Annotated in this window: 26 protein-coding genes; 16 read left to right on the top strand and 10 right to left on the bottom strand. The window is 71.2% G+C overall.

Annotated features, from left to right (window positions below):
* The first annotated feature begins 20 nt into the window (after positions 1 to 20).
* Genes GZ67_RS0102570 through GZ67_RS0102550 form a run of 5 tightly spaced genes read left to right on the top strand, consistent with a single transcriptional unit; the run spans position 21 to position 6,818 of the window.
* Positions 21 to 4,625, top strand: coding sequence for an ATP-dependent helicase (locus tag GZ67_RS0102570; RefSeq protein ID WP_029261379.1), 4,605 nt, complete (start codon positions 21 to 23; stop codon positions 4,623 to 4,625).
* Between the two features lie 43 nt (positions 4,626 to 4,668).
* Positions 4,669 to 4,917 (top strand): type II toxin-antitoxin system Phd/YefM family antitoxin, encoded by a 249-nt coding sequence (locus GZ67_RS0102565; protein ID WP_029261378.1) that lies wholly within the window; start codon positions 4,669 to 4,671, stop codon positions 4,915 to 4,917.
* Complete coding sequence (locus GZ67_RS0102560; RefSeq protein WP_029261377.1) at positions 4,914 to 5,180, top strand: Txe/YoeB family addiction module toxin; 267 nt, start codon at positions 4,914 to 4,916, stop codon at positions 5,178 to 5,180. Before GZ67_RS0102565 ends, GZ67_RS0102560 begins: the two co-directional genes overlap by 4 nt.
* 19 nt (positions 5,181 to 5,199) lie before the next feature.
* Positions 5,200 to 6,045 (top strand): EI24 domain-containing protein, encoded by an 846-nt coding sequence (locus GZ67_RS0102555; protein ID WP_051662287.1) that lies wholly within the window; start codon positions 5,200 to 5,202, stop codon positions 6,043 to 6,045.
* Complete coding sequence (locus GZ67_RS0102550) at positions 6,045 to 6,818, top strand: DNA-formamidopyrimidine glycosylase family protein (protein WP_029261375.1); 774 nt, start codon at positions 6,045 to 6,047, stop codon at positions 6,816 to 6,818. The genes GZ67_RS0102555 and GZ67_RS0102550 overlap by 1 nt, the downstream gene beginning before the upstream one ends.
* A 27-nt stretch (positions 6,819 to 6,845) precedes the next feature.
* Here GZ67_RS0102550 and GZ67_RS0102545 read toward each other — a convergent pair whose 3' ends face one another.
* Positions 6,846 to 7,541, bottom strand: coding sequence for a helix-turn-helix transcriptional regulator (locus GZ67_RS0102545; protein ID WP_029261374.1), 696 nt, complete (start codon positions 7,539 to 7,541; stop codon positions 6,846 to 6,848).
* A gap of 73 nt (positions 7,542 to 7,614) precedes the next feature.
* On the opposite strand from GZ67_RS0102545, the gene GZ67_RS0102540 reads away from it, so the two are divergent.
* Together GZ67_RS0102540 and GZ67_RS0102535 are read left to right on the top strand one after the other, a co-directional pair.
* Entirely contained in the window at positions 7,615 to 8,355 is a 741-nt protein-coding gene (locus GZ67_RS0102540; RefSeq protein ID WP_029261373.1) for an alpha/beta fold hydrolase, read from the top strand.
* 103 nt (positions 8,356 to 8,458) lie between these two features.
* Positions 8,459 to 8,866 carry a DapH/DapD/GlmU-related protein gene (locus GZ67_RS0102535; protein WP_029261372.1) on the top strand — a complete coding sequence of 136 codons (408 nt, stop codon included), beginning with the start codon at positions 8,459 to 8,461 and terminating at the stop codon, positions 8,864 to 8,866.
* Positions 8,867 to 8,910: 44 nt separating this feature from the next.
* Here GZ67_RS0102535 and GZ67_RS0102530 read toward each other — a convergent pair whose 3' ends face one another.
* Positions 8,911 to 9,570 (bottom strand): LuxR C-terminal-related transcriptional regulator, encoded by a 660-nt coding sequence (locus GZ67_RS0102530; RefSeq protein WP_029261371.1) that lies wholly within the window; start codon positions 9,568 to 9,570, stop codon positions 8,911 to 8,913.
* A complete protein-coding gene (locus tag GZ67_RS0102525) occupies positions 9,563 to 10,729 on the bottom strand; it encodes an ATP-binding protein (protein ID WP_231481675.1) in 1,167 nt (388 codons plus the stop codon). The genes GZ67_RS0102530 and GZ67_RS0102525 overlap by 8 nt, the downstream gene beginning before the upstream one ends.
* 153 nt (positions 10,730 to 10,882) lie before the next feature.
* Between GZ67_RS0102525 and GZ67_RS0102520 the strand changes: the two genes are divergently transcribed.
* From GZ67_RS0102520 to GZ67_RS0102505, 4 genes are read left to right on the top strand one after another with little or no spacing between them, the layout of a single operon-like run.
* The gene (locus GZ67_RS0102520) at positions 10,883 to 12,502 is read left to right on the top strand and encodes a PspC domain-containing protein (protein ID WP_029261369.1); all 1,620 of its coding nucleotides are present in this window, start codon (positions 10,883 to 10,885) and stop codon (positions 12,500 to 12,502) included.
* Entirely contained in the window at positions 12,502 to 12,810 is a 309-nt protein-coding gene (locus GZ67_RS0102515; RefSeq protein ID WP_029261368.1) for a hypothetical protein, read from the top strand. The genes GZ67_RS0102520 and GZ67_RS0102515 overlap by 1 nt, the downstream gene beginning before the upstream one ends.
* 10 nt (positions 12,811 to 12,820) lie before the next feature.
* Positions 12,821 to 13,561, top strand: coding sequence for a substrate-binding domain-containing protein (locus GZ67_RS19520; RefSeq protein WP_036303143.1), 741 nt, complete (start codon positions 12,821 to 12,823; stop codon positions 13,559 to 13,561).
* A 35-nt stretch (positions 13,562 to 13,596) separates the two neighbouring features.
* Positions 13,597 to 14,313 (top strand): glutamine amidotransferase-related protein, encoded by a 717-nt coding sequence (locus tag GZ67_RS0102505; protein WP_029261366.1) that lies wholly within the window; start codon positions 13,597 to 13,599, stop codon positions 14,311 to 14,313.
* Between the two features lie 29 nt (positions 14,314 to 14,342).
* On the opposite strand, the gene GZ67_RS0102500 is transcribed toward GZ67_RS0102505, so the two are convergent.
* Both GZ67_RS0102500 and GZ67_RS0102495 read right to left on the bottom strand, forming a co-directional pair.
* The gene (locus tag GZ67_RS0102500; RefSeq protein WP_029261365.1) at positions 14,343 to 14,813 is read right to left on the bottom strand and encodes a hypothetical protein; all 471 of its coding nucleotides are present in this window, start codon (positions 14,811 to 14,813) and stop codon (positions 14,343 to 14,345) included.
* Positions 14,810 to 16,024, bottom strand: coding sequence for a cation:proton antiporter (locus GZ67_RS0102495; RefSeq protein ID WP_036303154.1), 1,215 nt, complete (start codon positions 16,022 to 16,024; stop codon positions 14,810 to 14,812). The genes GZ67_RS0102500 and GZ67_RS0102495 overlap by 4 nt, the downstream gene beginning before the upstream one ends.
* 85 nt (positions 16,025 to 16,109) lie before the next feature.
* Here GZ67_RS0102495 and purU point away from each other — a divergent pair, with 85 nt between their 5' ends.
* Positions 16,110 to 16,961: a formyltetrahydrofolate deformylase gene (gene purU / locus GZ67_RS0102490; protein ID WP_029261363.1), complete on the top strand. Its 852-nt coding sequence runs from the start codon at positions 16,110 to 16,112 to the stop codon at positions 16,959 to 16,961.
* Here purU and GZ67_RS0102485 read toward each other — a convergent pair.
* The gene (locus GZ67_RS0102485) at positions 16,951 to 18,081 is read right to left on the bottom strand and encodes an NAD(P)H-dependent flavin oxidoreductase (protein ID WP_081859851.1); all 1,131 of its coding nucleotides are present in this window, start codon (positions 18,079 to 18,081) and stop codon (positions 16,951 to 16,953) included. The genes purU and GZ67_RS0102485 overlap by 11 nt on opposite strands.
* 96 nt (positions 18,082 to 18,177) lie before the next feature.
* Here GZ67_RS0102485 and GZ67_RS0102480 point away from each other — a divergent pair, with 96 nt between their 5' ends.
* Both GZ67_RS0102480 and GZ67_RS0102475 read left to right on the top strand, forming a co-directional pair.
* Positions 18,178 to 18,450 (top strand): DUF6412 domain-containing protein, encoded by a 273-nt coding sequence (locus GZ67_RS0102480; protein ID WP_029261361.1) that lies wholly within the window; start codon positions 18,178 to 18,180, stop codon positions 18,448 to 18,450.
* Between the two features lie 66 nt (positions 18,451 to 18,516).
* Complete coding sequence (locus tag GZ67_RS0102475; protein ID WP_029261360.1) at positions 18,517 to 19,296, top strand: YidC/Oxa1 family membrane protein insertase; 780 nt, start codon at positions 18,517 to 18,519, stop codon at positions 19,294 to 19,296.
* Here the strand turns inward: GZ67_RS0102475 and GZ67_RS0102470 are convergent.
* From GZ67_RS0102470 to GZ67_RS0102460, 3 genes are all read right to left on the bottom strand, one after another.
* Positions 19,268 to 20,185, bottom strand: coding sequence for an EamA family transporter (locus GZ67_RS0102470; RefSeq protein WP_029261359.1), 918 nt, complete (start codon positions 20,183 to 20,185; stop codon positions 19,268 to 19,270). The genes GZ67_RS0102475 and GZ67_RS0102470 overlap by 29 nt on opposite strands.
* Before the next feature lie 42 nt (positions 20,186 to 20,227).
* Complete coding sequence (locus GZ67_RS0102465; protein WP_029261358.1) at positions 20,228 to 21,112, bottom strand: SDR family oxidoreductase; 885 nt, start codon at positions 21,110 to 21,112, stop codon at positions 20,228 to 20,230.
* A 125-nt stretch (positions 21,113 to 21,237) separates the two neighbouring features.
* Positions 21,238 to 21,585, bottom strand: a complete 348-nt coding sequence (locus tag GZ67_RS0102460; RefSeq protein WP_029261357.1) for a DUF7882 family protein — start codon at positions 21,583 to 21,585, stop codon at positions 21,238 to 21,240.
* Between the two features lie 187 nt (positions 21,586 to 21,772).
* Between GZ67_RS0102460 and GZ67_RS0102455 the strand changes: the two genes are divergently transcribed.
* Positions 21,773 to 22,252, top strand: a complete 480-nt coding sequence (locus tag GZ67_RS0102455; protein WP_029261356.1) for a hypothetical protein — start codon at positions 21,773 to 21,775, stop codon at positions 22,250 to 22,252.
* A gap of 35 nt (positions 22,253 to 22,287) precedes the next feature.
* A complete protein-coding gene (locus GZ67_RS0102450; protein WP_051662286.1) occupies positions 22,288 to 22,788 on the top strand; it encodes a CinA family protein in 501 nt (166 codons plus the stop codon).
* A 23-nt stretch (positions 22,789 to 22,811) separates the two neighbouring features.
* Here GZ67_RS0102450 and GZ67_RS0102445 read toward each other — a convergent pair.
* On the bottom strand, positions 22,812 to 23,353 hold a 542-nt coding region (locus GZ67_RS0102445; RefSeq protein ID WP_029273749.1), incomplete at its 5' end, for a zinc-binding dehydrogenase.

Genomic DNA, 23,353 nt, shown 5'->3' with positions numbered 1-23,353 from the left:
GCCTCGACGAAGATGGAGGGATGAGCGACGTGCTCGAACGCTTCACCCCCGCCACGCAGGACTGGTTCCGGGGGGCTTTCCCCGCGCCCACTCCCGCGCAGGCGGGTGCCTGGGACGCGATCTCGGCGGGCAAGCACGCGCTCGTGGTCGCTCCGACCGGTTCCGGCAAGACGCTGTCGGCGTTCCTCTGGGCGATCGACAGCGTGTTCCGCGAGCGCATGAGCGAGACCGCCCCGCCCGCGAAGGGTGAGCCGCGCACCCGCATCCTCTACATCTCCCCACTGAAGGCCCTCGGCGTCGACGTCGAGCGCAACCTGCGGTCCCCGCTCATCGGCATCGGACAGTCGGCCCGGCGGCTCGGAGTGCCCGCCCCCGCGGTGACGGTCGGCGTGCGCTCGGGCGACACGACGTCGAGCGACCGCCGCAAGCTGGTCTCCGATCCGCCCGACATCCTCATCACGACGCCCGAGTCGCTGTATCTCATGCTCACGAGCCGCGCGGGCGAGACTCTGCGCGGGGTGCACACCGTGATCATCGACGAGGTGCACGCGGTCGCCGCCACCAAGCGCGGAGCACACCTCGCCGTGAGCCTCGAACGTCTCGACGCGCTGCGCCGGCTCAACGGCATCGAGACCCCCGCACAGCGGATCGGCCTGTCGGCCACCGTCCGCCCCATCGACGAGGTGGCGCGATTCCTCGGCGGTTCGGCACCGGTCGAGATCGTCGCACCGCCGGCATCGAAGACCTTCGAGCTCGGGGTGGTCGTCCCGATGGACGACATGACCAACCCGCCCCCGCCGCCCGGCGTGCCGGGGGACGCGGCGGATGCGGAGTACAGCGAGGTCACCGGATCGGTCTGGCCGCACGTCGAAGAGGCGATCGTCGACCGCATCCTGCAGAACAACTCCACGATCGTGTTCGCCAACTCCCGTCGGCTGGCCGAGCGCCTCACCGGCCGTCTGAACGAGATCTACTCCGAGCGGATCGGGGTCGAGCTTCCAGCCGCGACCGTTCCCGCCGCGATGATGGCGCAGGCCGGGGCGACCGCGGGCGCCGATCCCGTGCTCGCCAAGGCGCACCACGGCTCGGTGTCGAAGGAGCAGCGCGCCCAGGTCGAAGAAGAACTCAAGTCCGGCGTGCTGCGCTGTGTCGTCGCGACGAGCAGTCTCGAACTCGGCATCGACATGGGCGCGGTCGACCTGGTGATCCAGGTCGAGGCCCCGCCGTCGGCTGCCTCCGGGCTGCAGCGCGTCGGCCGAGCCGGGCACCAGGTGGGCGAGATCAGCCGTGCCGCCCTCTTCCCGAAGCATCGCGGCGACGTGCTGCACACCGCGATCGTCACCGAGCGGATGCTGGCAGGCAAGATCGAGGCGATCCAGGTTCCGCGCAATCCGCTCGACATCCTCGCGCAGCAGACGGTCGCCGCGAGCGCGCTCGGAGCCATCAGCGTCGAGGAGTGGTTCGAGACGGTCCGCCGTTCCGCGCCGTTCCAGTCGCTGCCCCGCTCGGCCTACGAAGCGACGCTCGACCTGCTGGCCGGGCGCTTCCCCTCCGACGAGTTCGCCGAACTGCGGCCGCGGCTCGTGTGGGACCGCGACGCGGGAACCCTCACCGGGCGTCCGGGCGCACAGCGCATCGCCGTGACCAGCGGCGGGACCATCCCCGACCGCGGCCTGTTCGGAGTGTTCGTCGCGGGCGAGAGCACCGGTGCCCGCGTCGGTGAACTCGACGAGGAGATGGTCTACGAGTCGCGCGTGGGCGACGTGTTCACGCTCGGCACCACCAGCTGGCGCATCGCCGAGATCACCCACGACCGCGTGAACGTGATCCCCGCGTACGGGCAGCCCGGCAAGGTGCCGTTCTGGCACGGCGACGGCATCGGTCGCCCGTTCGAGCTCGGTGAGGCGCTCGGAGCGTTCTCCCGCGAGGTGTCGGCGGCGACCCCCGAGAAGGCGGCGCAGCGACTGATCGACGCCGGACTCGACGAGCAGGCGCGGGCGAATCTCATGGCGCACCTGACCGAGCAGCGCGAGGCGACGGGCACGCTCCCCACCGACCGCACGCTCACCGTGGAGCGCGGCCGCGATGAGGTCGGCGATTGGCGGGTCATCCTGCATTCCCCGTACGGCATGAAGGTGCACGCGCCGTGGGCGCTGGCCATCAACGCCCGCGTGCGCGAGCGCCTCGGTGTCGAAGGATCGGCGGTCGCGAGCGACGACGGCATCATCGTGCGCATCCCCGATGCCGAAGCCGAGCCGCCCGGAGCCGAGCTGTTCGTGTTCGAGCCCGACGAGCTGGAGCACCTGGTCACCGAGGAGGTGGGCGGCTCCGCGCTGTTCGCCTCGCGGTTCCGCGAGTGCGCGGCCAGGGCGCTGCTCATGCCCCGCATGAACCCGAACAAGCGCACGCCCCTCTGGCAGCAGCGGCAGCGGTCGGCGCAGCTGCTCGAGGTGGCGCGGCGGCATCCGACGTTCCCGGTGATCCTCGAGACGCTGCGCGAGGTGCTGCAAGACGTCTACGACCTGCCGTCCCTGCGCAAGCTCGCGACCTCCATCGCCGATCGCCGGATCCGCCTGGTCGAGACCGAGCCCGGTCAGCCCTCGCCGTATGCCCGCGACCTGCTGTTCGGATACGTGGGCGCCTTCATGTACGAGGGCGACTCGCCGCTCGCCGAGCGCCGCGCCGCCGCGCTCTCGGTCGACCCCGCCCTTCTCGGCGAGCTGCTGGGAACCGTCGAGCTCCGCGAGCTGCTCGACCCCGAGGTGATCGCACAGTTCGAGCGGGAGGCGCAGCGACTCGATCCGGACCGCCGTGCCCGCGGGCTCGAGGGCGTCGCTGACCTGCTGCGGATGCTCGGACCGCTCGACGCGGAAGAGGTCGCGGCTCGTCTCGACCCCGCGAGTGTGCTCGAAGCGGAGGCCGAGTCCGTCGACACCGCGACCGCCGCCGCACTGCTCAACGACCTGATCACCGCCCGGCGCGCGATTCCGGTGACGATCGGCGGCGTGAGCCGGGTGGCTGCGATCGAAGACGCGGGCCGACTGCGCGATGCGCTCGGGGTCGCGCTCCCCACGGGCATCCCGGTGGCGTTCCTCGAACCGCTGGCCGACCCGCTGGGAGACCTCGTCGCCCGGCACGCCCGCACGCACGGCCCCTTCACGACGGACGCCGTCGCCACCCGGTTCGGACTCGGAGCCGCGGTGGCCCGCCACACCCTGCAGCGGCTGGAGAACGCCGGCCGACTCACGAGCGGCTACTTCCTGCCCGAGGCCGCCGGCAGCGGCGACGCGATCGAGTGGTGCGACAGCGAGGTGCTGCGACGCCTGCGGATGCGCTCGCTCGCGGCCATCCGCGGGTCGGTGGAGCCGGTCTCCCCCGAGGCGTATGCCCGCTTCCTGCCCGACTGGCAGCACGTGGGCCGACCGCTGGAGGGCGTCGACGGTGTGCTGAGCGTGATCGAGCAGTTCGCCGGCGTGCCGATCCCCGCGAGCGCTTGGGAATCGCTGGTCCTCCCCTCTCGTGTGCGCGACTACTCCCCTGCGATGCTCGACGAGCTCACGGCGGCGGGCGAGGTCATCTGGTCCGGTCACGGCACCCTCCCGGGGCGCGACGGCTGGGTGTCGCTGCATCCGGTCGACCTCGCGCCGTTCACGCTGCCCGAGCGAGACGCCGAGATCGCATCCGACTCGTTGGAGTCGCGCATCCTCATCGCACTCGACGTCGGCGGCGCGTACTTCGCGGCGCAGCTGAAAGACATGGCGGCGGCCGAGAACGAGCAGTCCGTGCTCGAGGCGCTGTGGTCGCTGACGTGGTCGGGCTACGTCACGAACGACACGTTCGGCCCCATCCGCTCACTCCTCGCCGGCGGTTCGCAGGCGCACAAGGTCAAGCGCCGGGCTCCCCGCGCTCGCACCTACCGTGGCGTGTCCTTCACGGGTTCCCCTGCGCCGCGGCCGACGTCGATCGGCGGGCGCTGGTCGCTGCTGCCAGCGCTCGAGACGGATGCCGCCCGCCGCGCCACCGTCAGCGCGGGCCTCCTGCTCGACCGCTACGGCGTCGTCACGCGCGGAGCCGTGCAGGCCGAGGGTGTTCCCGGCGGGTTCGCTCAGGCGTACCGGGTGCTCGCCGGGTTCGAAGAGGCGGGCCACTGCCGTCGCGGCTATGTGATCGAGAAGCTCGGCGCCGCACAGTTCGCCGCCTCCGGCACGGTCGACCGACTCCGCACCTACGCCGGGCTCGCCGATCCACCGCCACGCAAGGCCGTGACCCTCGCGGCCACCGATCCCGCGAACCCCTATGGCGCGGCCCTCGGCTGGCCCAAGCTCGACGGGGTCTCGCACCGCCCGGGCCGCAAAGCGGGCGGCCTGGTCGTGCTGGTCGACGGCGTCCTCGTGCTCTCCCTCGAACGCGGCGGCCGCACCGTGCTGTCGTTCAGTGATGACGGCGAAGTGCTCCGCGCCGCCGCGTCCGATCTCGCGGCCACCGCACGCGCCCGCCGACTCGACACCCTGACCGTCGAGAAGATCAACGGCGAAGGCGTGTACGGCACCGACCTCGCACTCGCCCTGCAGGAGGCGGGATTCGTGGCCACCCCGCGGGGCTACACCCTCCGCAAGGTCGTCTGACCCATCCAGAGTGGTACCATAAGTGGTACCAGAAGGGATGCACATGGCCATCACCACGAGCGAAGCGCGCCGCGACCTCTTCGGCCTGATCGAGCGCGTCAACCTCGATCATTCCGAGATCGAGATCGTCTCCCGCCGAGGCGCCGCCGTCCTCATGTCGAAGTCCGAATACGACTCCCTGATCGAGACCAGCCACCTTCTGCGCTCCCCCGCGAATGCGAACCGGCTGCTCGTCGCTCTCGCCGCCGCACAGGCGGGCGACGTCGCAGAACATCCACTCGACGAGGAATGACCTCGCGAGTGCTGGTCTGGACGTCGCAGGGGTGGGAGGACTATCTCCATTGGCAGACCGAGGATCGTCGGACTCTGAAGCGCATCAACCTCCTTCTGACCGACGTCCTGCGCGACGACCCCTTCGAGGGGATCGGCAAGCCGGAACCGCTGAAGCACGCTCTGGCCGGAGCCTGGTCTCGGCGCATCGATGAGACGAACCGACTGGTCTACACCGCCAACGACCATCAGGTCATCATCCTGCAGGCCCGTTACCACTACTGACCCCCCTACGCTGGAAGCCATGATCCGAGAGTTCGCCGCCGGCATCCGCACCCTGCTGCGCGGATTCGGGCTCTGGCGCACGCGACCGGGCCTCATGGTGCTGGGCCTGATCCCGGCGATCATCGCCGTCGTCGTGCTCGCCGCCCTGCTCGTGCCGCTGGTGATCGGCATGCCGTCGCTGTCCACGTGGCTCACCCCGTTCGCCGACGGATGGATCGAGCCGTGGCGCGGTCTGCTGCGCGCCGCCGTGAGCCTTGTCGTCGTCGCCGCCGCCCTGGCTCTCGCGAGCGTGGTCTTCAGCGCGCTGACCCTGACCATCGGCGACCCCTTCTATCAGCGCATCTGGCACGCGGTCGAGGTCGACCTCGGCTCGCCCCCGCCCGCCGACGGCGGCAGCTTCTGGACCACGCTCGGCGAGGGACTGCGACTGGTCCTCCTCGGCATCCTCATCGCCCTCTCCGTGCTTCTCATCGGCCTCATCCCGGGCGTCGGCGGCTTCCTGGGCGCTGTCGCCGGCGTCGTCCTGACCGGCCGACTGCTGGCGCGCGAGCTCACCGGCCGCGCCTTCGATGCGCGCGATCTGAGCCCCCTCGATCGCGCCGCACTGTTCTCGGGCAGCCGCGCACGGGTGCTCGGCTTCGGCGTCGCCACACAACTCTGCTTCCTGATCCCCGGCGGCGCGGTCGCGATCATGCCGGTCGCCGTCGCCGGCAGCACGATGCTCGCCCGCGACATGCTCGCCCGCACGAGCACCGCGGCGGCGACCTCCGGAACGACGATGACACCTCCGCCGCCCGCACCGAACGCCGTATCGTCACCGCTTCCGCCGCCGCCGCATCTCGGGGCAGGACCGGGAGCTTCCTGATGCCCGAGGGCGACACCGTCTTCCGCACCGCGCGACGCCTCGACGAGGCACTGGCAGGCGGCGAGGTCACCCGCTTCGACCTCCGCGTCCCCCGATTCGCGACGCTCGACCTGACCGGGCAGCACGTGCACGGCGTCGTCCCCCGCGGCAAGCATCTGCTCATGCGCATCGGCGACAGCACGCTGCATTCGCATCTGCGCATGGACGGCGCGTGGTTCGCGTACCGCCCGGGCGAGAGATGGCGGCATCCGGCCTTCAAGGTACGTGCGATCGTCGGCACCTCCGAGCGTGATGCCGTCGGGGTCGACATCGCCGAGATCGAGGTCGTGCCCACTCGTGACGAGGACCAGCTCGTCGGCTATCTGGGTCCCGATCCGCTCGCGGACGACTGGGATGCGGCTGAAGCCCTCCGACGACTCGGAGCCGACACCCGCAGCATCCACGTCGCCCTCCTCGATCAGCGCAACGTCGCAGGGTTCGGCAACGAGTACGCCGCGGAGCTTCTGTTCCTGCGCGGAATCCTGCCGACACGGCCGACACCCGAGGTGGATGTGGCCGCCCTCCTCGACCTCGGTGTGCGCACCATCCGGGTCAACCGCGACCGCCGCAACCGCACCTTCACGGGCATCGACCGTCCGGGCCAGGGCACCTGGGTCTACGGCCGCGCCGGGCGCCCGTGCCGCCGCTGCGGAACCCTCATCCGACGCGGCGAGCAGGGCGCGGATCCGACGCGCGAGCGCGTCACGTTCTGGTGTCCGGTCTGCCAGCACTGAGTATCAGGCAGGAACGGCGCGAGTCGTTCAACCGCCGACGTGCACCGGCCGAGCGTTCACCGGCGGGGCCCCGACCTCCTGCACGGTATGACCGCTGCAGGCGGTGTTCGTCATGCGAGCCTGCTCGATTCGCGACACGACGAACCAGCGCATCGCGTCGCGCAGCAGACACCATCCGACCAGGTACCACCGGCCGTTCGTGGAGGCGAACATCACGGGCTCGATCTCACGCGCGGTCGTGGCACCGGCGAGGGAGGTGTAGCGGATCCGGATCGTCCTCTGCTCGGCCATCGCCTCCTCAAGCACCGACCGGACGGCGCGGGAGGAAGGGAGCGATCCGTCGACCCACACTCGACGCCCCAGGTCGGCGGCCCTCTCCCGTGTGCGGGGATCGAGCACGTCCATGATCTTCTGCACCCCGGCCGATGCCAGGTCGGCGTAGGGGGCGTCGCGCGCCGCCGAGACAGCTGCGAGGAGCGCCACGGCCTGGGCCGGCGACAGGCTGATGGGCGGCAGGGAGGCGCTCGACGCCAACCCGTAGCCACCACCGGGTCCCGGGCGCGACCACACCGCCGCACCGCTGCTCGCCAGCGCGGCGAGGTCGCGCTTCACGGTTCGCACCGATACTTCGAACTCAGTGGCGAGGCGCTCCGCCGTACATCCGCGGGTGCCGTTGCGGCGCAGCATCTCCGTCAGAGCATGGAGTCGCTCTGCCCGCTTCACTGTCCCCACCGCGATGAATTCATGACAGAAATAGTGCCATACACCTGTCCGGAGCCGCTGCGAGCATCGAGACATGACGACAGAAACACGGAATCCGACCATCATCCTGATCGCGGGTCACTGGCTCGGCGCCTGGGCCTGGGACGAGGTGCAGGAAGGGCTGACGACCGACGGGCAGAACTCCGTCGCGATGACACTCCCCGGCCTCGACGCGCACGATCCCGAACGATCGTCCCGGACCCTCGACGATCAGGCTGCGGCGATCGAAGAAGCCATGGCCCGCGCCGACGCCTCGGCGGAGCGGCCCCTGGTGCTCGTGGGCCACAGCGGGGCCAACGCCCCGCTCAGCATCGTCCTCGACCGGCATCCGGAGCTCATTCGCCGGATCGTCTGGGTCGACTCCGGCCCCGTCGCACCGGGAAGCGTCTTCGCACCGGAGCTCCCCGAGACGGTGGAAGAGCTGCCTCTGCCGCCCTTCGAGGTCCTCGGAGAGCAGGCCAGTCTCGAGGGCTTGAGCGCCGACGTGCTCGAGCGCTTCCGCGCCCATGCCGTCCCCGAGCCCGGGCCGGTGCTCCGGCAGCCCGTGGAACTCACGAACGATGCGCGCCGCCGCGTCCCCACCACCCTCGTCTGCTGCTCCATCCCCAGCGCACAGCTTCTGGAACTCGCCCGCGCCGGGCATCCCATGTTCGCCGAGGTCGACGCCCTCGATGACCTCGAGGTCATCGATCTCCCGACCGGGCATTGGCCGATGTGGAGCCGCCCTGCGGATCTCGCGAAGACGATCGGTTCCGCGGCGACCCGCGTCGACTAGCGAACCGAAACCCACCGCGCTCCCTACATCCATCCGCGGGAATGAATCCGCCCGTGCCGTGGTTGTTGATGTATCCGGAGAACTCCGGAGCACGGGAGGAATCGTGGGTAAGAACTACGTCGACATCGAGAACGACCAGGGCGCGACGCTGCGGTACCGCAAGCACGCGAATGGTCGAGGTCTCGTCGCGCATGGCGCGAAGGTGCATCCGAAGGCGCACATCGAGGCGGGTGCCTATATCGAACCGGGCGCGCGCGTCGGCGCCGGGGCGACCATCGCCCGCGGTGCCTGGATCGACGAAGACGCCGTGGTCGGCGAGGGAGCTTTCGTCGACGCGCACGCGCACATCGGTCAGGGAGCCGCGATCGGCGACCACGCGTACGTGGGTGTCCGCACCGACGTCGGCGCCGGAGCGCGCATCGTCCGTGGTGCCAGGATCGGCGACGACGAGACGGTCGCCGCAGGCCTCACCATCGCGACGGACCAGAAGGGCCTCTGGCTCGCAGCCTGACGCCCCGCGCTCGACCTGAGCGCGTCACGCGTCGCGTGGCCTGACTACAGCAGTCGCCGCTCGGATGCCCACGCGGTGAGTTCGTGCCGCGACGAGAGCTGCAGCTTGCGCAGCACGGATGACACGTGGGTCTCGACCGTCTTGATCGAGATGAACAGCTCGGAGGCGACCTCCTTGTAGGCGTAGCCGCGCGCGATCAGTCGCATGACCTCCTGCTCGCGCGCCGAGAGCCTGTCGAGCTCATCGGTCGCGGTCGCAGTCTCTCCCGCGACGGCCCCGAACGCGTCGAGCACGAAGCCGGCGAGCCGCGGTGAGAACACCGCATCGCCGTCGGCCACGGCGTGCACGGCCTTGCTGACCTCGGTGCCGGACGACCCCTTGGTGATGTAGCCGCGCGCGCCGGCACGGATCACCCGCACGACATCGGCCGCCGCATCCGACACGCTCAGCGCGAGGAACCGGGCCGTCGTCGGCGCCGAGCCGCGGATCACGGCCTCTCCCCCGGTCGCGTCGTCGCCGGGGCCGCCCGGCAGGTGCACGTCGAGCAGCACCACATCGGGCTGCGTCGCGCCGATCACCGCGATGGCGGACGGCACGTCGGCAGCCTCCCCGACCACATCGACACTGGCATCGAGGTCGGCCCGCAGACCGGAGCGGAAGATCGAGTGGTCGTCGACGATCACGACGCGGATGCTGTCAGCCACGGTTCTCCTCCCGGGACGTGATGCTCAGATGCACCTCGGTGCCGTTCTCGTCGCTGCGGACCCCGCCCGAGCCGCCGGCGCGACGCATCCGGCCGATGATCGACTCCCGCACCCCGAGGCGGTCGCTGGGCACGTCGTCGAGGGAGAACCCGGCACCGCGGTCGCGGATGAACACGTCGACGCCCGTCGCGCTGCCCTCGATGTACACCGAGATCTCGCCACCGGCGTGACGGGCCGCGTTCAGGATCGCCTCTCTGGCCGCCGCCGCGAGCTCGCCACTCGCACGCTCGGCGGAGAGGCCGGCCGAGACCACGTCGATACGCACCGGGTAGTCGAGTTCGAGCGCTCCGGCGTAGTCACGCAGATCCGTCGGCAGGTCGCTGTCGGCCGGGGCATCACCGTCGTACAGCCACGCCCGCAGCTCGCGCTCCTGCGCTCTGGCGAGACGCGCGGCCTCACTGGAGGCACCGGCCCTGTTCTGGATCAGGGCGAGCGTCTGCAGCACCGAATCGTGCAGGTGCGCGGCCATCTGGCTGCGCTGCTCCTCGCGGATGCGGCGGACCCGCTCACCGGAGAGTTCGCGCCAGCGCGGGATCAGGGCCGACGCGACCACGGCGGCGAGCCCGGCGAGCGGGAGGAGCACCAGCGCCACCCCCGACCGGGCGACGGGCCAGGAGAGCAGCACCGTGAACAGCAGCGCCAACAGCAGGATCGCTACGACCCGCACGGTCATCGTGTGCCGCGGCCCACGAGCCGTGTCGGTACGGTCGACGAGGGTGGCCCACAGCCCGGCACCGGTCGCGAACGCCGCCGCGCCGCCCACCACGACCGCGGCGAGATCCGGGGGGATCGACCCGCTCAGCCAGTCGCTGCCCCCGCGCCAGACCAGGACGACGAGCATCCCGACCGCGGCAGGAGCGAGCAGCAGCCAGGCCACCGGCATTCGCCTCGTCGGTGCACTGTCGCCCTCGGCCCACGGCATGAAGACCCAGCACCAGGCGTAGAGCAGGATGCCGGCGCCACCGCACAGTGTCAGCGCGATGAACAGCGTCCGCACCAGCCCCACGCGCACACCGAGGTGACGGGCGAGACCGGTGCTCACGCCGGCCACCAGACAGTCGCGGTCGCGGGTCAGCGGCGGGCGCGGCGGTGCAGCCACGCGCGGAGGTCGCGCAGGAGCGTGCGCCGAAGAGGACATGTGGCAATCCAATCATCCGCGTGCCCGCTCCGGGTCCTCCCCGGCGCAGAATCAGGGGTCACTCAGGGGTTCCCCCCATGGCAGGCAGTACGCGGCTGCCGCCAGGATCGAAGCATGACGATTCCGACTGCGCCACCGCCCCCCGCCGACCACGCCGCTCCGGCCACCGGCGCACCGGGCACCGGCAGCCCTCGCGGAGCCGAGCGATTCCTCCTCTGGGTCGCCGGTCTCGGCGTCGCCCGGTCCGAGGGATGGCTGGGCGGTGTCTCGGCGGGCATCGCCGCCCGCCTGCGCATCGACCCGCTGATCGTCCGCGGCGTCCTCGTGGTCGCGGCCCTCTTCGGGCTGCCGGTCATCTTCCTGTACGCCGCGGCCTGGGCGCTGCTGCCGGACGTCGACGGACGCGTCCACGTCCGCGATCTCCTCCGCCGCGACTACCAGCCCGTGCAGTGGGGCATCCTCGCGATGGCCGTCATCGGCCTGTTCCCGACCGCTCCGCTCGCCGGCCGCCTCTTCGGCCTCGGCTACGACGGCTGGTCGGCCCTGTCTCTCATGAGCTGGATCATCGGCCTCGTCCTCGTCGCCGTCCTGCTCATCCTGATCGTGCGTGCTGCGAGCCGCACCCCGGGTGCTTCCGCGCCGGATCTGCCGATGGCTTCCGCAGATCAGGCGGCCCCGGCCGCGTCCGTCGCCCTCGGTGGTTCGGGTACCGCCGAGGGGACGGACGCCACACTCCCGCTCGGCGCATACGCTGCGGCGGATGCCGACACCGTGGTCGGGGACACGCCTGCCCCGGCCGAGGTCGGGGCATCCCACCTCCCGCCCCTCGACCCGACGGCGACCGCGGCGATCCCGCCCGCACCTCCCGCCCCCCTGCCTCCCGGCTCGCAGGACCCCGCCGCCCTCGAGGCCTGGCGCGGCCAGCACGCCGCCTGGAAGGAACAGGACCAGGCGTGGCGACGCCAGCAGCAGGACATCGAGCGCGCCGCCCGCGATCAGCTGCGCCGCGAGCGCCAGGCCGAGGCCGCCGTCTTCGCCTCCGAGGCGGCCGAGCGTCGGCGCATCCGCCGCGCATCGAACCCGCGCGCGGGCTTCGCATTCGCCGCGACCATCCTCGGTCTCGCGATCATCACGGGGGCGGCAGTCGGCCTCGTCGCGGGTGGCGACGTGGTCGGCACCGCGCTCGGACTGCTCGCCGCCGCCCTCATCCTGGCGCTCGGGATGATCGTCGCCGGGGCTTTCCGTCGACGCAGCGGCTTCCTGGCCTTCATCACCGTGCTCACGCTGGTGAGCGGGCTCGTCGTCGGGGGGTTCTCCACCCTGCAGGGCTTCAGCCTCGGCTGGGCGTCGGTCACGAACTACCGTGCGGAGCACATCCGGCAGCCGTTCGGCGAGCTCAACGTGACTCTGAATCAGCATGACGACGCGCCCCGGCCGATCGTGATCGAGAAGGGCTCCGGCGCAACCAACATCTACGTCGATCCGGGTGTCCAGCTGCAGCTGCGTGCGACCGTCGACACGGCGGACATCACGTGGACCCGCGTCGACGCGGAGTACTACAACGTCATCGATTCCGGCACCTGGGCGGGCACGCGGCGCGACGGGGAGTCGGTCGTCTCCGAGAACATCTCTGCGGAGAACATGTCGACGACCACCATCCAGCCCGTCACCATCGATCAGAACAGCGGCGAGATCTCCATCACCGTCGTCGAGCCGAAGAAGGAAGACCAGTGATGAGCACTCCCACGACCACCGAACCGACCACCGCGCCGCGCACCCGCTGGGCCGCCATCATCTGGGGACTGCTGTTCGCGACCATCGCGGCCCTCGCGCTCGGCCAGCTCGCCGACCCTTCCCGACGGGAGACGATCGCGGACGCACTGATGACCATGCCGCCCACGACGATCACCGCGATCGTCCTGCTCACCGCCGGTGTGCTGCTGCTCGTCGGCGGGGCCGCCGGCCTCATCCGCCGTGCACAGCGCAAGCTGGCGGCCGCATCCCACCCGCAGCAGGAAGTGGCCGCGCCCTTCGCCGAGTAGCCTTGTCCGCATGGCGAATCAGGGAAGACGGCCCGCGAAGGGCGCAGGCCGCGGCACGCCCGTACGGCGCAACAAGGCCGCCCCCGCCGAGCGGTTCCCCCCGCAGAAGCCCAAGAAGAAGACGGCCAAGGTCGTCTTCGACGCCCCGCAGTCCGAGCCCGAGGCACCGCGCACCTTCCGATTGGGCGCGGTGCCCGGTGCGACTCCGGGCAAGTGGATCGATGCGTGGAAGCAGCGGATGCCGCGCGTGCCGCTCGAGCTCGTCCCGATCGAGGCGGCCACGCAGCGCGCCGCCCTCGACCAGCTGGATGCGGCGCTGGTGCGACTGCCGCTCACGGACGAGTCGCTGCACATCATCCCCCTGTACGACGAGGTCCCGGTGGTCGTGGCCGCCGCCGACTCGCACCTGATGGCGGTCGAGGAGCTCACGTCCGCCGACCTGGAGGGCGAGGTCGTGATCGGCCTGACCGACGACGTGCTCGGACCGCTCGACCTCCCCGGCACCACGCCGGCGGGCTTCGCCGCCCTGCCGACCCACGAGGCGATCGCGACCGCGGCATCGGGAGTCGGCATCGTGGTCGTCCCGATGTCACTCGCCCGCATGCATCACCGCAAGGATGCCGACCACCGCATCCTGGCTGAAGGACCGACCTCGACCGTCGCCCTCGTCTGGCCGCGCGAGCGCACCACGCCCGACGTCGAGACGTTCGTCGGCATCGTCCGCGGCCGCACCGCCAACTCCTCCCGGTGACCGGCGACGGTCGTCGCGCTCGTTAGAATCTCCTGATGGCCTCGCTCCTCTACGTCTGCGTGCGTCCCGAGCTCGGGGCGGCGGATGCTGAGCACGCCTCGTTCCGGCGGGCGCTCGGCGCCGACGTGGTCGACCGGCTCGACCTGCTGCAGACGCCGCTCGACCTCGAGCGCGCGCGGGGCTATCGGGGCATCGTCGTCGGCGGTTCGCCGTACAACGTCTCCGACACCGTGAAGTCCACGGAGCAGCTGCGCGTCGAGGCCGACCTGCGCACCCTGGCCGATGCGGCCGTCGCGTCCGAGGTCGCCGTGTTCTTCACGTGCTTCAGCATCGGCGTCGTGACCCGCATGCTCGGCGGAGAGGTCGTCACCGACACCCCGGAGCCCGCGAGCGCCACGGTCATCGACGTCACGCCCGAGGGTGCAGCCGACCCGGTGTTCGGCCCCAGCGGGCCCGCTCTCACGGTCTTCACGGCACACAAGGAGAGCGCGGCGCACACCCCGCCCGGCGCCGTGCTGCTCGCGACCAACGACGCATGCCCGGTGCAGGCCTACCGCGTGGGCACGCATCTGTACGCGGCACAGTTCCACCCCGAGCCCACTCCCCGCGACTTCGCCGACCGGATGACGTTCTACCGCACCACCGGCTACTTCGACCCCGACGAGTTCGACGCGGTGCAGCAGCAGGTGCTCGCGGCATCGGTCACCGAGGGCGCCGCGCTCCTCCGGCGATTCGCCGAAACGTTCGCCTGAGTCAGCCCGCCTGAGTCAGCCGGCCTGAGTCAGCCGGCTGCCCCGTCGCGTAGCAGAGCCACTCGCTCCCGCAGGTATGCCTCCAGCGGCATGAAGCCTCCGGCCGCGCTCCAGCGCACCGACGGCACCCCGTCGACCAGGGCCAGCGGACCGGACGAGCGCCCGGCGTCCACGGCGTCCACGTCGATCACGCTCCACCCCACGTGCACGACCTCACCCTCGTCGAACCCGCCACGCAGCGCCTCGGCCCGGCGTTCGGCCCGCTCGCGCGCCGACTCGGCCGTGTAGCCGCGACGGCCGGGATCGGCGGCCCGCAGCACCTCGGCGGTCGCCAGCGCATGCGTGTCGGTGAGCAGCAGCGCCCCGAGATGCCAGGCCTCGCCGACACGCACGATGCGACGCCCGCGCCATCGGGAGTCGCGCTGCTCCCCCAGTCCCTCTTTCGGGGCGCCGGCGAGGGCGGTCACAGCCGCGGTCAGCAGCGCCGATGCGGTGGTCACAGTTCCCCCTGCACAGCCTCGCCCGCGCGTGCCGGTCCGACGACCTCCGCGCGATCGCCGCGCAGCGTCATCCCGATCAGCGGATACAGCAGCACCGAGAGCATGCCGGCCCCGACGAGTGCGGCGGCCGTGCCGGTGTCGAGCATGTCCTGATCCACACCGATCGCGGTGACCGCGACGATGATCGGCAGACCGGTGGCGGCCAGCAGCCCGAGCGCTGCCCGGTCGCGGACGCTCATCCCCGCGGGAGCCGAGAGCTGCGCCGCCGCACCGCGGATCACGAGCAGGGCGATCAGGAAGATCGGCACCAGCGCCAGCGCGGTGGGTGAGGTGAGCAGCGCTTGCAGGTCGAACGTGACACCGGTGTAGAGGAAGAAGATCGGCACCAGGAAGCCGAAGGCGATGGCCTCGATCTTGCTCTCGATCTGCTCGGCGGACTCCTTCGGCGCGCGCGTCATGATGATGCGCCAGACCGCACCGGCCACGAACGCACCGAGCAGCATGTCGAGGTCGAGCATCACGCTCAGCCCCACGAGCGCCGCGATGAGGAGGATCACGAACCGCACCCCGAACTGGTCGGACGTGTGCAGTGTGGCGAGGACGATGCGGTGGAGTCGGCCGTGGGGCACGCGATGCGCCAGCAGCACCGCGAGGCCTGCCAGCACCACGAAGGTCAGCAGCACGGCTGTGGCGATCGGCGTGGTCCGCGTGCTCAGGAAGATCGAGATCGCGATCAGGGGCAGGAACTCCCCGACGGCCCCGATCGTGCTGATCGCTCGCCCGAAAGGCGTGTCCAGCTCGCGGGCATCGCGCAGGATCGGCATCAGCGTGCCCAGAGCCGTGGAGCTGAGCGCGATGCCGACGACGACCATCCCCTCGCCCGGAGCGAAGAAGAAGCCGAGGCCGATGCCCAGCAGCACGCTGAGGAGCCAGCCGGCCGATGCCCGTGCGAGCGGCTTTCCGGCCACCATCTTGAAGTCGATCTCGGTGCCGGCGACGAAGAACAGCAGCGCCAGGCCGAAGTCGCTGAGCTTCTCCAGCAGCGGGCCGGGCTCGACCCAGCCGAGCACGGCAGGCCCGACGAGGATGCCGAGCACGAGCTCGAACACCACGATGGGCACCCGCACCACGGGACGCACGCCGCGGGCGAGCAGCGGCGCCGCAACAGCCAACAGGGGGATCAGCACCAGGCCGAGGTCACTCGCTTCCACGGTCTCAGAGTAGCGAGTCGCCTCCCGCGATTCGCCCCCGCTCAGCATCCACGGCAGAATCGATGCACACCCTCGAGGAGCCCCCATGTCTCAGCCCGATACCGCCCGCCTGCTGATCGCCTGCGACGACCAGCCCGGCATCGTCGCCGCTGTCGCCGGTGTGCTCGCCCAGCACGGCGCGAACATCATCTCGCTCGATCAGCACTCCACCGATTCCGAGGGCGGACGCTTCTTCCAGCGCACCGTGATCCACCTCGACGGTCTCTCCGCCGCGCGCCCGGCCCTCGAAGCCGACATCGCCGTCGTCGCCGAGCGCTTCGGCATGGAATGGTCACTGCACGATGTGGCCCGCCGCAAGCGCGTCGCGATCTTCGTCTCCAAGTACGACCACTGCCTGATGGAACTGCTGTGGCGCACGCAGCGCGGCCAGCTCGACATCGACATCACGATGGTCGTCTCCAACCACCCCGATCTGGCCCAGTCGGTGCGCTCGTTCGGCGTGCCGTTCGTGCACATCCCCTCCGGCGACAAGGCCGCCATGGAGGAGCGTCAGCTCGAGCTGCTGCACGGAAACGTCGACCTGGTCGTGCTCGCCCGCTACATGCAGATCCTCACCGACGACTTCATCACGCGTCTCGAGGTGCCGGTGATCAACATCCACCACTCGTTCCTGCCGGCGTTCATCGGCGCCAACCCGTATGCGCGCGCCAAGGACCGCGGCGTCAAGCTCATCGGTGCGACAGCGCACTACGCGACGGCCGACCTCGACGAGGGCCCGATCATCGAGCAGGACGTCACGCGAGTGACCCACTCCGAGTCGGCGGCTCAGCTGCAGAGCCGTGGTGCCGATGTGGAGCGCCTGGTGCTCGCCCGCGCCGTGCAGTGGCATGCGGAGGACCGCGTGATCGTGCACGGCAAGTCCACGGTCATCCTCTAGCGGTCGGCGTCGTCCAGGCGTTCCGGTTCTCTTCTGACCGCGCGTCGATCTCGGCCGAGGTCGCGGACCGGCCAGCCCGGTCCGCCGGAACCCCCGCCGCCAGCTCGGCGAACACCTCAGCGGCGGTGTCGTACTCGACCAGCGGGGCAGCCTGGCCCATCCACAGCGACTGCAGCGCGCCCAGGTTCTGCTGTCCGGCCGCCGTGCGGAACCGGCCGGTGAGCCAGTTCTGCATCGGGAACGGAGCGATCGTGCCGCTCGCCTCGATCGCCCGCACGACGCGGTTGCGCGCACCGCGAGCCAGACGTCCGCTCATCGCCCGCGTGAGCACGGTCTCGTCGGCCGCGGTGGAGCGGATCGCGTCGCGGTGGGCGTCGTTCGCTGCAGACTCGGCGGTGGCGAGGAAGCCCGTCCCCACCTGCACGCCGGAGGCGCCCAGCGCGAACGCCGCAGCCACCCCACGCCGGTCGGCGATCCCACCCGCCGCGATCACGGGCACTCCGACCGCGTCGACGACCTGCGGGACCAGCGCGAACGTCCCGACCAGCGACTCCTCCGCCGGGCGCAGGAACGACACCCGGTGGCCCCCGGCCTCCGCTCCGGTGGCGACGACGGCATCCACACCCGCCTCGGCGAGGGCGACCGCTTCGGCCACGGTGGTCGCGGTCCCCACGAGCCGGATGCCGCGGCGGTGAGCCTCCTCGACCACAGACGCGGAAGGCACGCCGAACACCACGCTGAGCACCGCGGGCGCGATCTCCCAGACCGCCTCGAGCTGCTCCTCCAGAGGCGGGTTGTACCGCTCCGGTCGGGCGGGCACCTCGATACCGACCGCCTCGTAGAACGGCTGTAGCGCCTGCGCGAAGATCGTGTGCTGCGGGTTCGGCTCGACCTCATCGCCCGTGGGGATCCAGATGTTCACCGCGAACGGCCGGTCGGTCGCCGCCCGCAGCTCGACCCCGGTCGCGCGGATGCGGTCACCGTCGTAGCCGTACAGGCCGAACGAACCGAGCCCGCCGGCGTCGCTCACCGCGGCGGTGAGTGCGGTCGAGGAGAGCCCGCCGAACGGGCCGAGGATGATCGGATGCTCGATCCCGAGCAGGGCGCGAAGGTCACTCATGCTTCGACGTTACGCCCGCAGCGGAGGGAGACGGTCGACCGTGACGGCCGGTCTCGCGGTCCCCGGTGCTACCCTCGGCTGCAGAGAGGAGTGCGCATGAGCGAGTGGTTCGGGCAGATGCTGAGCTTCGTCGCGACCGCACTCGGACTCGTCTCGATGCCGGATGCCGCGGCCCTCGGTCTCGCCATCGCACTGCTCGCCGTCACGGCGCTGACGCTCGCGATCGTGCTGAGCGTGCGCCCCGAAGCCACCTCCGACGCCCCGCATCCGCTGCGGGCCATCGATGTCGGAACCCTGCTCACGCAGAGCGATCCTGACGCCGCCGGGCATCCGCGCCCGCGGGCGCCGGGAGTCGCGACCGCCGCGTAGTCCGTCCACACGACGGGATCGCGCGGCTTTCGCCGACCCTTCCCGACGCCACGAACGGACACTTCCATGGACCCCTTTGCCTTCCCCCCACTCGCCGCCCTCCTCGACGCCGCCTACGGCGCGCTGACCGGGCTCTCCGACCTCCTGACCCCGATCGCCGGAGCATCGGCCGCCGCCCTCGCGGTCGTGCTCGTCACCCTGCTGGTGCGCGCGCTGCTCATCCCCGTCGGCATCTCGCAGGCCAAAGCCGAGCAGACCAGGGCGCGCCTCGCCCCGAAGTTGCGCGAGCTGCAGCGCCGCCACAAGAAGAACCCCGAGCGCCTGCAGAAGGAGATGATGGCGCTGTACAAGGCCGAGAACACCTCGCCGTTCGCGGGGATGCTCCCGGTGCTGGCGCAGGCCCCCGTCGTCGGCATCCTCTACACGCTGTTCCTCCGGCCGGAGATCGCCGGGCATCCGAACGAGCTGCTCTCTCATGACCTGTTCGGCGCTCCGCTGGGCACGAGCCTGGTCTCGGCGCTGTTCGACGGCACGGCCACGCCGGCCACGTTCCTGGTGTTCGGGGTGCTGCTCGCCATCATGATCGCGGTCGCCGAGGTCACCCGCCGGGTGTTCCGCCCGACGCCGGCCGAGGGCGACGATTCGCCACTGAACTCCCCGACGATGCTGCGCGTGATGTCGTCGCTGCACTACCTGACGGCGGTGTTCGCGGCCTTCGTGCCGCTCGCCGCCGCGCTGTACCTCACGGTCACAGTCGTGTGGACGCTCGTGCAGCGCGTCATCCTGCGCCGACGCTTCCCGCTGCCGACGCCGGCGGTCAGTCGGGCAGCGGTATCGGGGCGGTGAAGGGGCCGGAAGGACCGCCGCCGCGGCGGTCCTTCCGCACGCCGAGGGTCGCGCCGACGCTGGCGGCGATCACGAGGGCGACCGCCAGCAGCCGCAGCGGGGTCGCGTCCTGTCCGAGGATCAGCCAGCCGGCCAGTGTCGCGAACGCCGGCTCGAGGCTCAGCAGCACGCCGAACACGCGCTGGGGCAGACGGCGCAGTGCGGCCAGCTCGAAGCTATACGGGATGACCGACGACAGCACCGCGGTGATGGCGGCGAGCAGCAGCAGCTGCGGATCCATCGCGACCGTCGATGCGGCCGGGATGCCGACCGGGATCAGCAGCACGGCCGCCACCACGAGCCCCATCGCCAGGCCACTGCTGCCGGGGATGAGGGCGCCGACACGGGCGCTCATGCGGATGTACATCACCCAGAACCCGGCCGCGATGAGGATGAAGACGAGCCCCAACGGGTCGAGCGGCTCGGCCCCGATGAGGCCGTCGATGCCCAGGGCGACCATGCCGAGGAGGGCGACACCGACCCAGGCGGCATCCGCCAGACGACGAGTCAGCACCGCGGCGAGCACGAGCGGCCCGAGGAACTCGATCGCGACAGCGGGGCCGAGCGGGATGCGGTCGATCGCCGCGTAGAAGAAGCCGTTCATCGCGGCCAGCGAGACGCCGAAGAGCACCGCGGCGAGCCACTGCGGGCGCGTCCACTTCCCGGGCCGCGGCCGCACGATGACGACGAGCAGGATCGCGGCGATCGCGACCCGCAGCGAGGTCACGCCCCACGGCCCGAGCACCGGGAACAGCTGCGCCGCAACGGCCGCGCCGAAGGGCAGCGAGAGGCAGGAGCCGATGACGAGTGCGACGCCCACGAGGGGGCCGGATGCGGCGGGCTTCTGCACCAGACAAGCTTAGGTGGCCGCCCGCCGCCGGCCGCCCTCAGATTAGAGCGGCTTGCCGCCCGTCACCGCGATCACCGAGCCGGAAGTGTACGAGGACTCGTTCGAGGCGAGGTACACGTAGGCGCTGGCGAGCTCCGCCGGCTGACCCGCGCGTCCGAGGGGCGTGTCCTGCCCGAAGGTCGCCAGCCTCTCCGCGTCCCAGCCGGTCGCGGGGATCAACGGCGTCCAGATCGGACCGGGAGCGACCGCATTCACCCGGATGCCCTTGGGCCCTGCCTCCTCGGCGAGCGCCTTCACGAACGCCACCTGCGCGGCCTTGGTCATCGCGTAGTCGATGAGGCCCGGCGACGGGTTGAACGCCTGGACGGATGCCGTCACGATGATGCTCGCGCCGGGCTCGAGGTCGGGGTACGCCGCGCGGGCGGAGAACAGCAGACCGACGAGGTTCGTGTCGAACACGCGCCGCATCCGGTCGGTCGCCAGGTTCTCGAAGCCGTCGATGTCGTGCTGGTACGCGGCGTTGAGCACGAGCGTGTCGAGTCCGCCGAGCTCGCTCCGCGTGCGGGCGACGATGTCGGTCGCGAAAGCCTCGTCGCGCAGATCTCCGGCGAAGCTCACCCCCGTGCGCCCTGCCTCACGGACCAGGGCCAGAGTGTCCTCCGCGTCGTCCTGCTCCTCCGGCATGTGCGCGATCGCGACATCGGCGCCCTCGCGCGCGAAGGCGATCGCGACGGCTCGCCCGATGCCGGAGTCCCCGCCGGTGATGAGCGCTCGGCGCCCCGCCAGCCGGCCGTGGCCGACATAGCTCTCCTCGCCGTGATCGGGGTCGGGACGTGTCAGCTCCGTGAGCCCGGGCTGGTCCTGCTGCTGCGCGGGGAAGCCTTCTTCGCGATGCGCGTGCCGGGGGTCGGAAGTGTTGTCGGTCATGGCCGATCCTCCTCGTCTCGATGTGTCCGATCGACTCTTCCGGATCGGCAGCCACGAGTGCAGGGGGTTGACAGTCGTGCAGGGAGGCGGGAGGAGCGCCGCCGCGAGAGGAGCTGTGCGGCGGGTCAGAGCTGAGGCGTGACGGGGACCTCTTCGGTGCCGGGTTCCACGCCCGCCTCGGCGGGTTCGGGAACCAGGTACAGCCCGCTCGGCGCGTTGGCGGTGAAGGCGAGCGCCTCGATCCACGCCCGGTTGATGGAGGGCTGACGGCTGCCGAAGTACTTGAACACCAGCGAGCTGCCCGGCTGGATCCAGACCGTCGTGCGTCCGCCGCCGACGCTCGCGTCTTCACGCCAGCTGAACGGGAACGGCTCGCCACGCCGCAGCTTCGCGGTGATGACGAGCTGCAGGTGTGTGAGAGCGCGGTCCTCGACCTCGGTCTTCACTCCGCCTTCGTAGACGAACTTGCCCATTCTGTGCTCCTTGGTCGCAGTCTGGCCGAGACGACGGCTCATCCTATTCTCGCTCACGCGGCGACAGTATTCTGCCTCTGTTCAGACCGATGGCGGATGCGGGTCCGCCGCCGCGAAGTCAACCCCCTCGGCAGAACCAACACGCTCACCCTAATCTCGAACACCCGAGCTCGAGGAGGGCATTTCCATGAACGCACGACACATCGACGATCGCCCCGACGAGGGGTACACCCCCGGAACCACGCACGCCGAGTGGGGCGCGGGAAATCCCCGGCTGCGCATCACGCGCGACGATGAGCGTACCGAGTTCGCGCTCGAGGCCGACGTGGTCCGGGTCGGCTCCGCCGAAGGCAACGAACTGCGTCTGGCGGACACCGACCCCGTGCACGCCACGATCACGCACGACGACCGCGACGAGTATGTGCTGACCCTGCACGGCGAGGGCGAGATGAACGCCAGCGCCGGAGCGGACGCCACGCACCCCGGTGACGATTCCGAGACGCTCCGCACCGGTGCGCATTTCACGGCGGGACCGTGGACGCTGGTGTTCGCCCGCGACGAGTTCGCCGACCACGGGCGCCCCTTCGGCGGCCGCGCGGGCGGCGAGTACTCCGACCAGCCGCTGCAGCCGCCGCGTCCGGACTACGACGGCGACGAGTCCCGCTGAACGACGACGGGCACGACATCGGAGAGCGTCTCGCAGTGACGGATCACATCGAACGACTGAGCGACCTCGCCCGCGAGCGAGGGTTGCGTGTGGCTGTGGCGGAGTCCCTCACCTCGGGCCGGCTGGCGAACACCGTCGGTTCCGGGGCAGACGCGTCGGAGTGGTTCGCGGGCGGCGTCGTGGCGTATCTGACGGATGTGAAGGAGCGGGTGCTCGGACTGGTCCCCGGGACGGACCCGTGCTCTGCAGCGTGCGCCGAGCAGCTCGCCATCGGAGCGCGCGATCTGCTCGACGCCGACCTCTGCGTGTCGACGACCGGCGTCGGCGGGCCGGATCCCGACGGCGGCCATCCGCCCGGGACGGTGTACCTCGGGTGGGCCACCCCCGACGCGGTCGGACACCGCCGCCTGGCGCTGACGGGCGGTCCCGAAGAGGTCCTCGCCACGACGGTCGAGGCCGCCGTCCGGCTCCTGGCCTTCCATGCAGAGGGCCTGCGACCCGCCGGGCCCCGCCGAAGCCCGCAGCAGACCGTGTAGCTCGGCCGACCACCGCGACCGGGTCAGTGCCCCGGGAGCAGTCCGATCCGCAGGGGGGCGTCGGCTGCCGCCGCTTCTTCGAGGGCGGCATCGATCTCGTGCAGCCCGCGCACCGCGCCGACCGCGTCACCGAACGGATAGGCACGCCCGCGTCCGGCCAGGAACGCGACGGCCGCGGCGAGCTCGGCTCCCGTGTAGTTGTGGATGCCGGCGACCGTGACCAGGCGCCGCACGATGCTCTCGGCGTCGAACGGCACCGGATCGGCGGGGAACACGCTGCCGACCAGCACCACCGTGCCACCGACGGTCACCCCGGCGAGCGCCTCGCCCACAGCGTGGCCCGAGGCTTCGATCACGACGTCGGGCTCGCGGTCCAGACTCGTCGCGCCGAACCGTGCGGCGAGCGCGCGACGGTCCGGGTTGGGGTCGAGCACCTCGACCGTCGCCCCCTGCTCCGCGGCGATCGCGGCGGCGGAGAGCCCGACGAGCCCCGCACCGTGGATCCGCACGGCGGCACCATCGAGGTCATGGTCCCGGGCAGCCCTGGCCACGGCTGCCCACGCGG

The sequence above is a fragment of the Microbacterium sp. Cr-K20 genome (assembly GCF_000708325.1).
Lineage (GTDB): Bacteria > Actinomycetota > Actinomycetes > Actinomycetales > Microbacteriaceae > Microbacterium.
The sequence above is the reverse complement of the archived record's forward strand: the minus strand, read 5'-3'. Positions and strand labels throughout refer to the sequence as shown.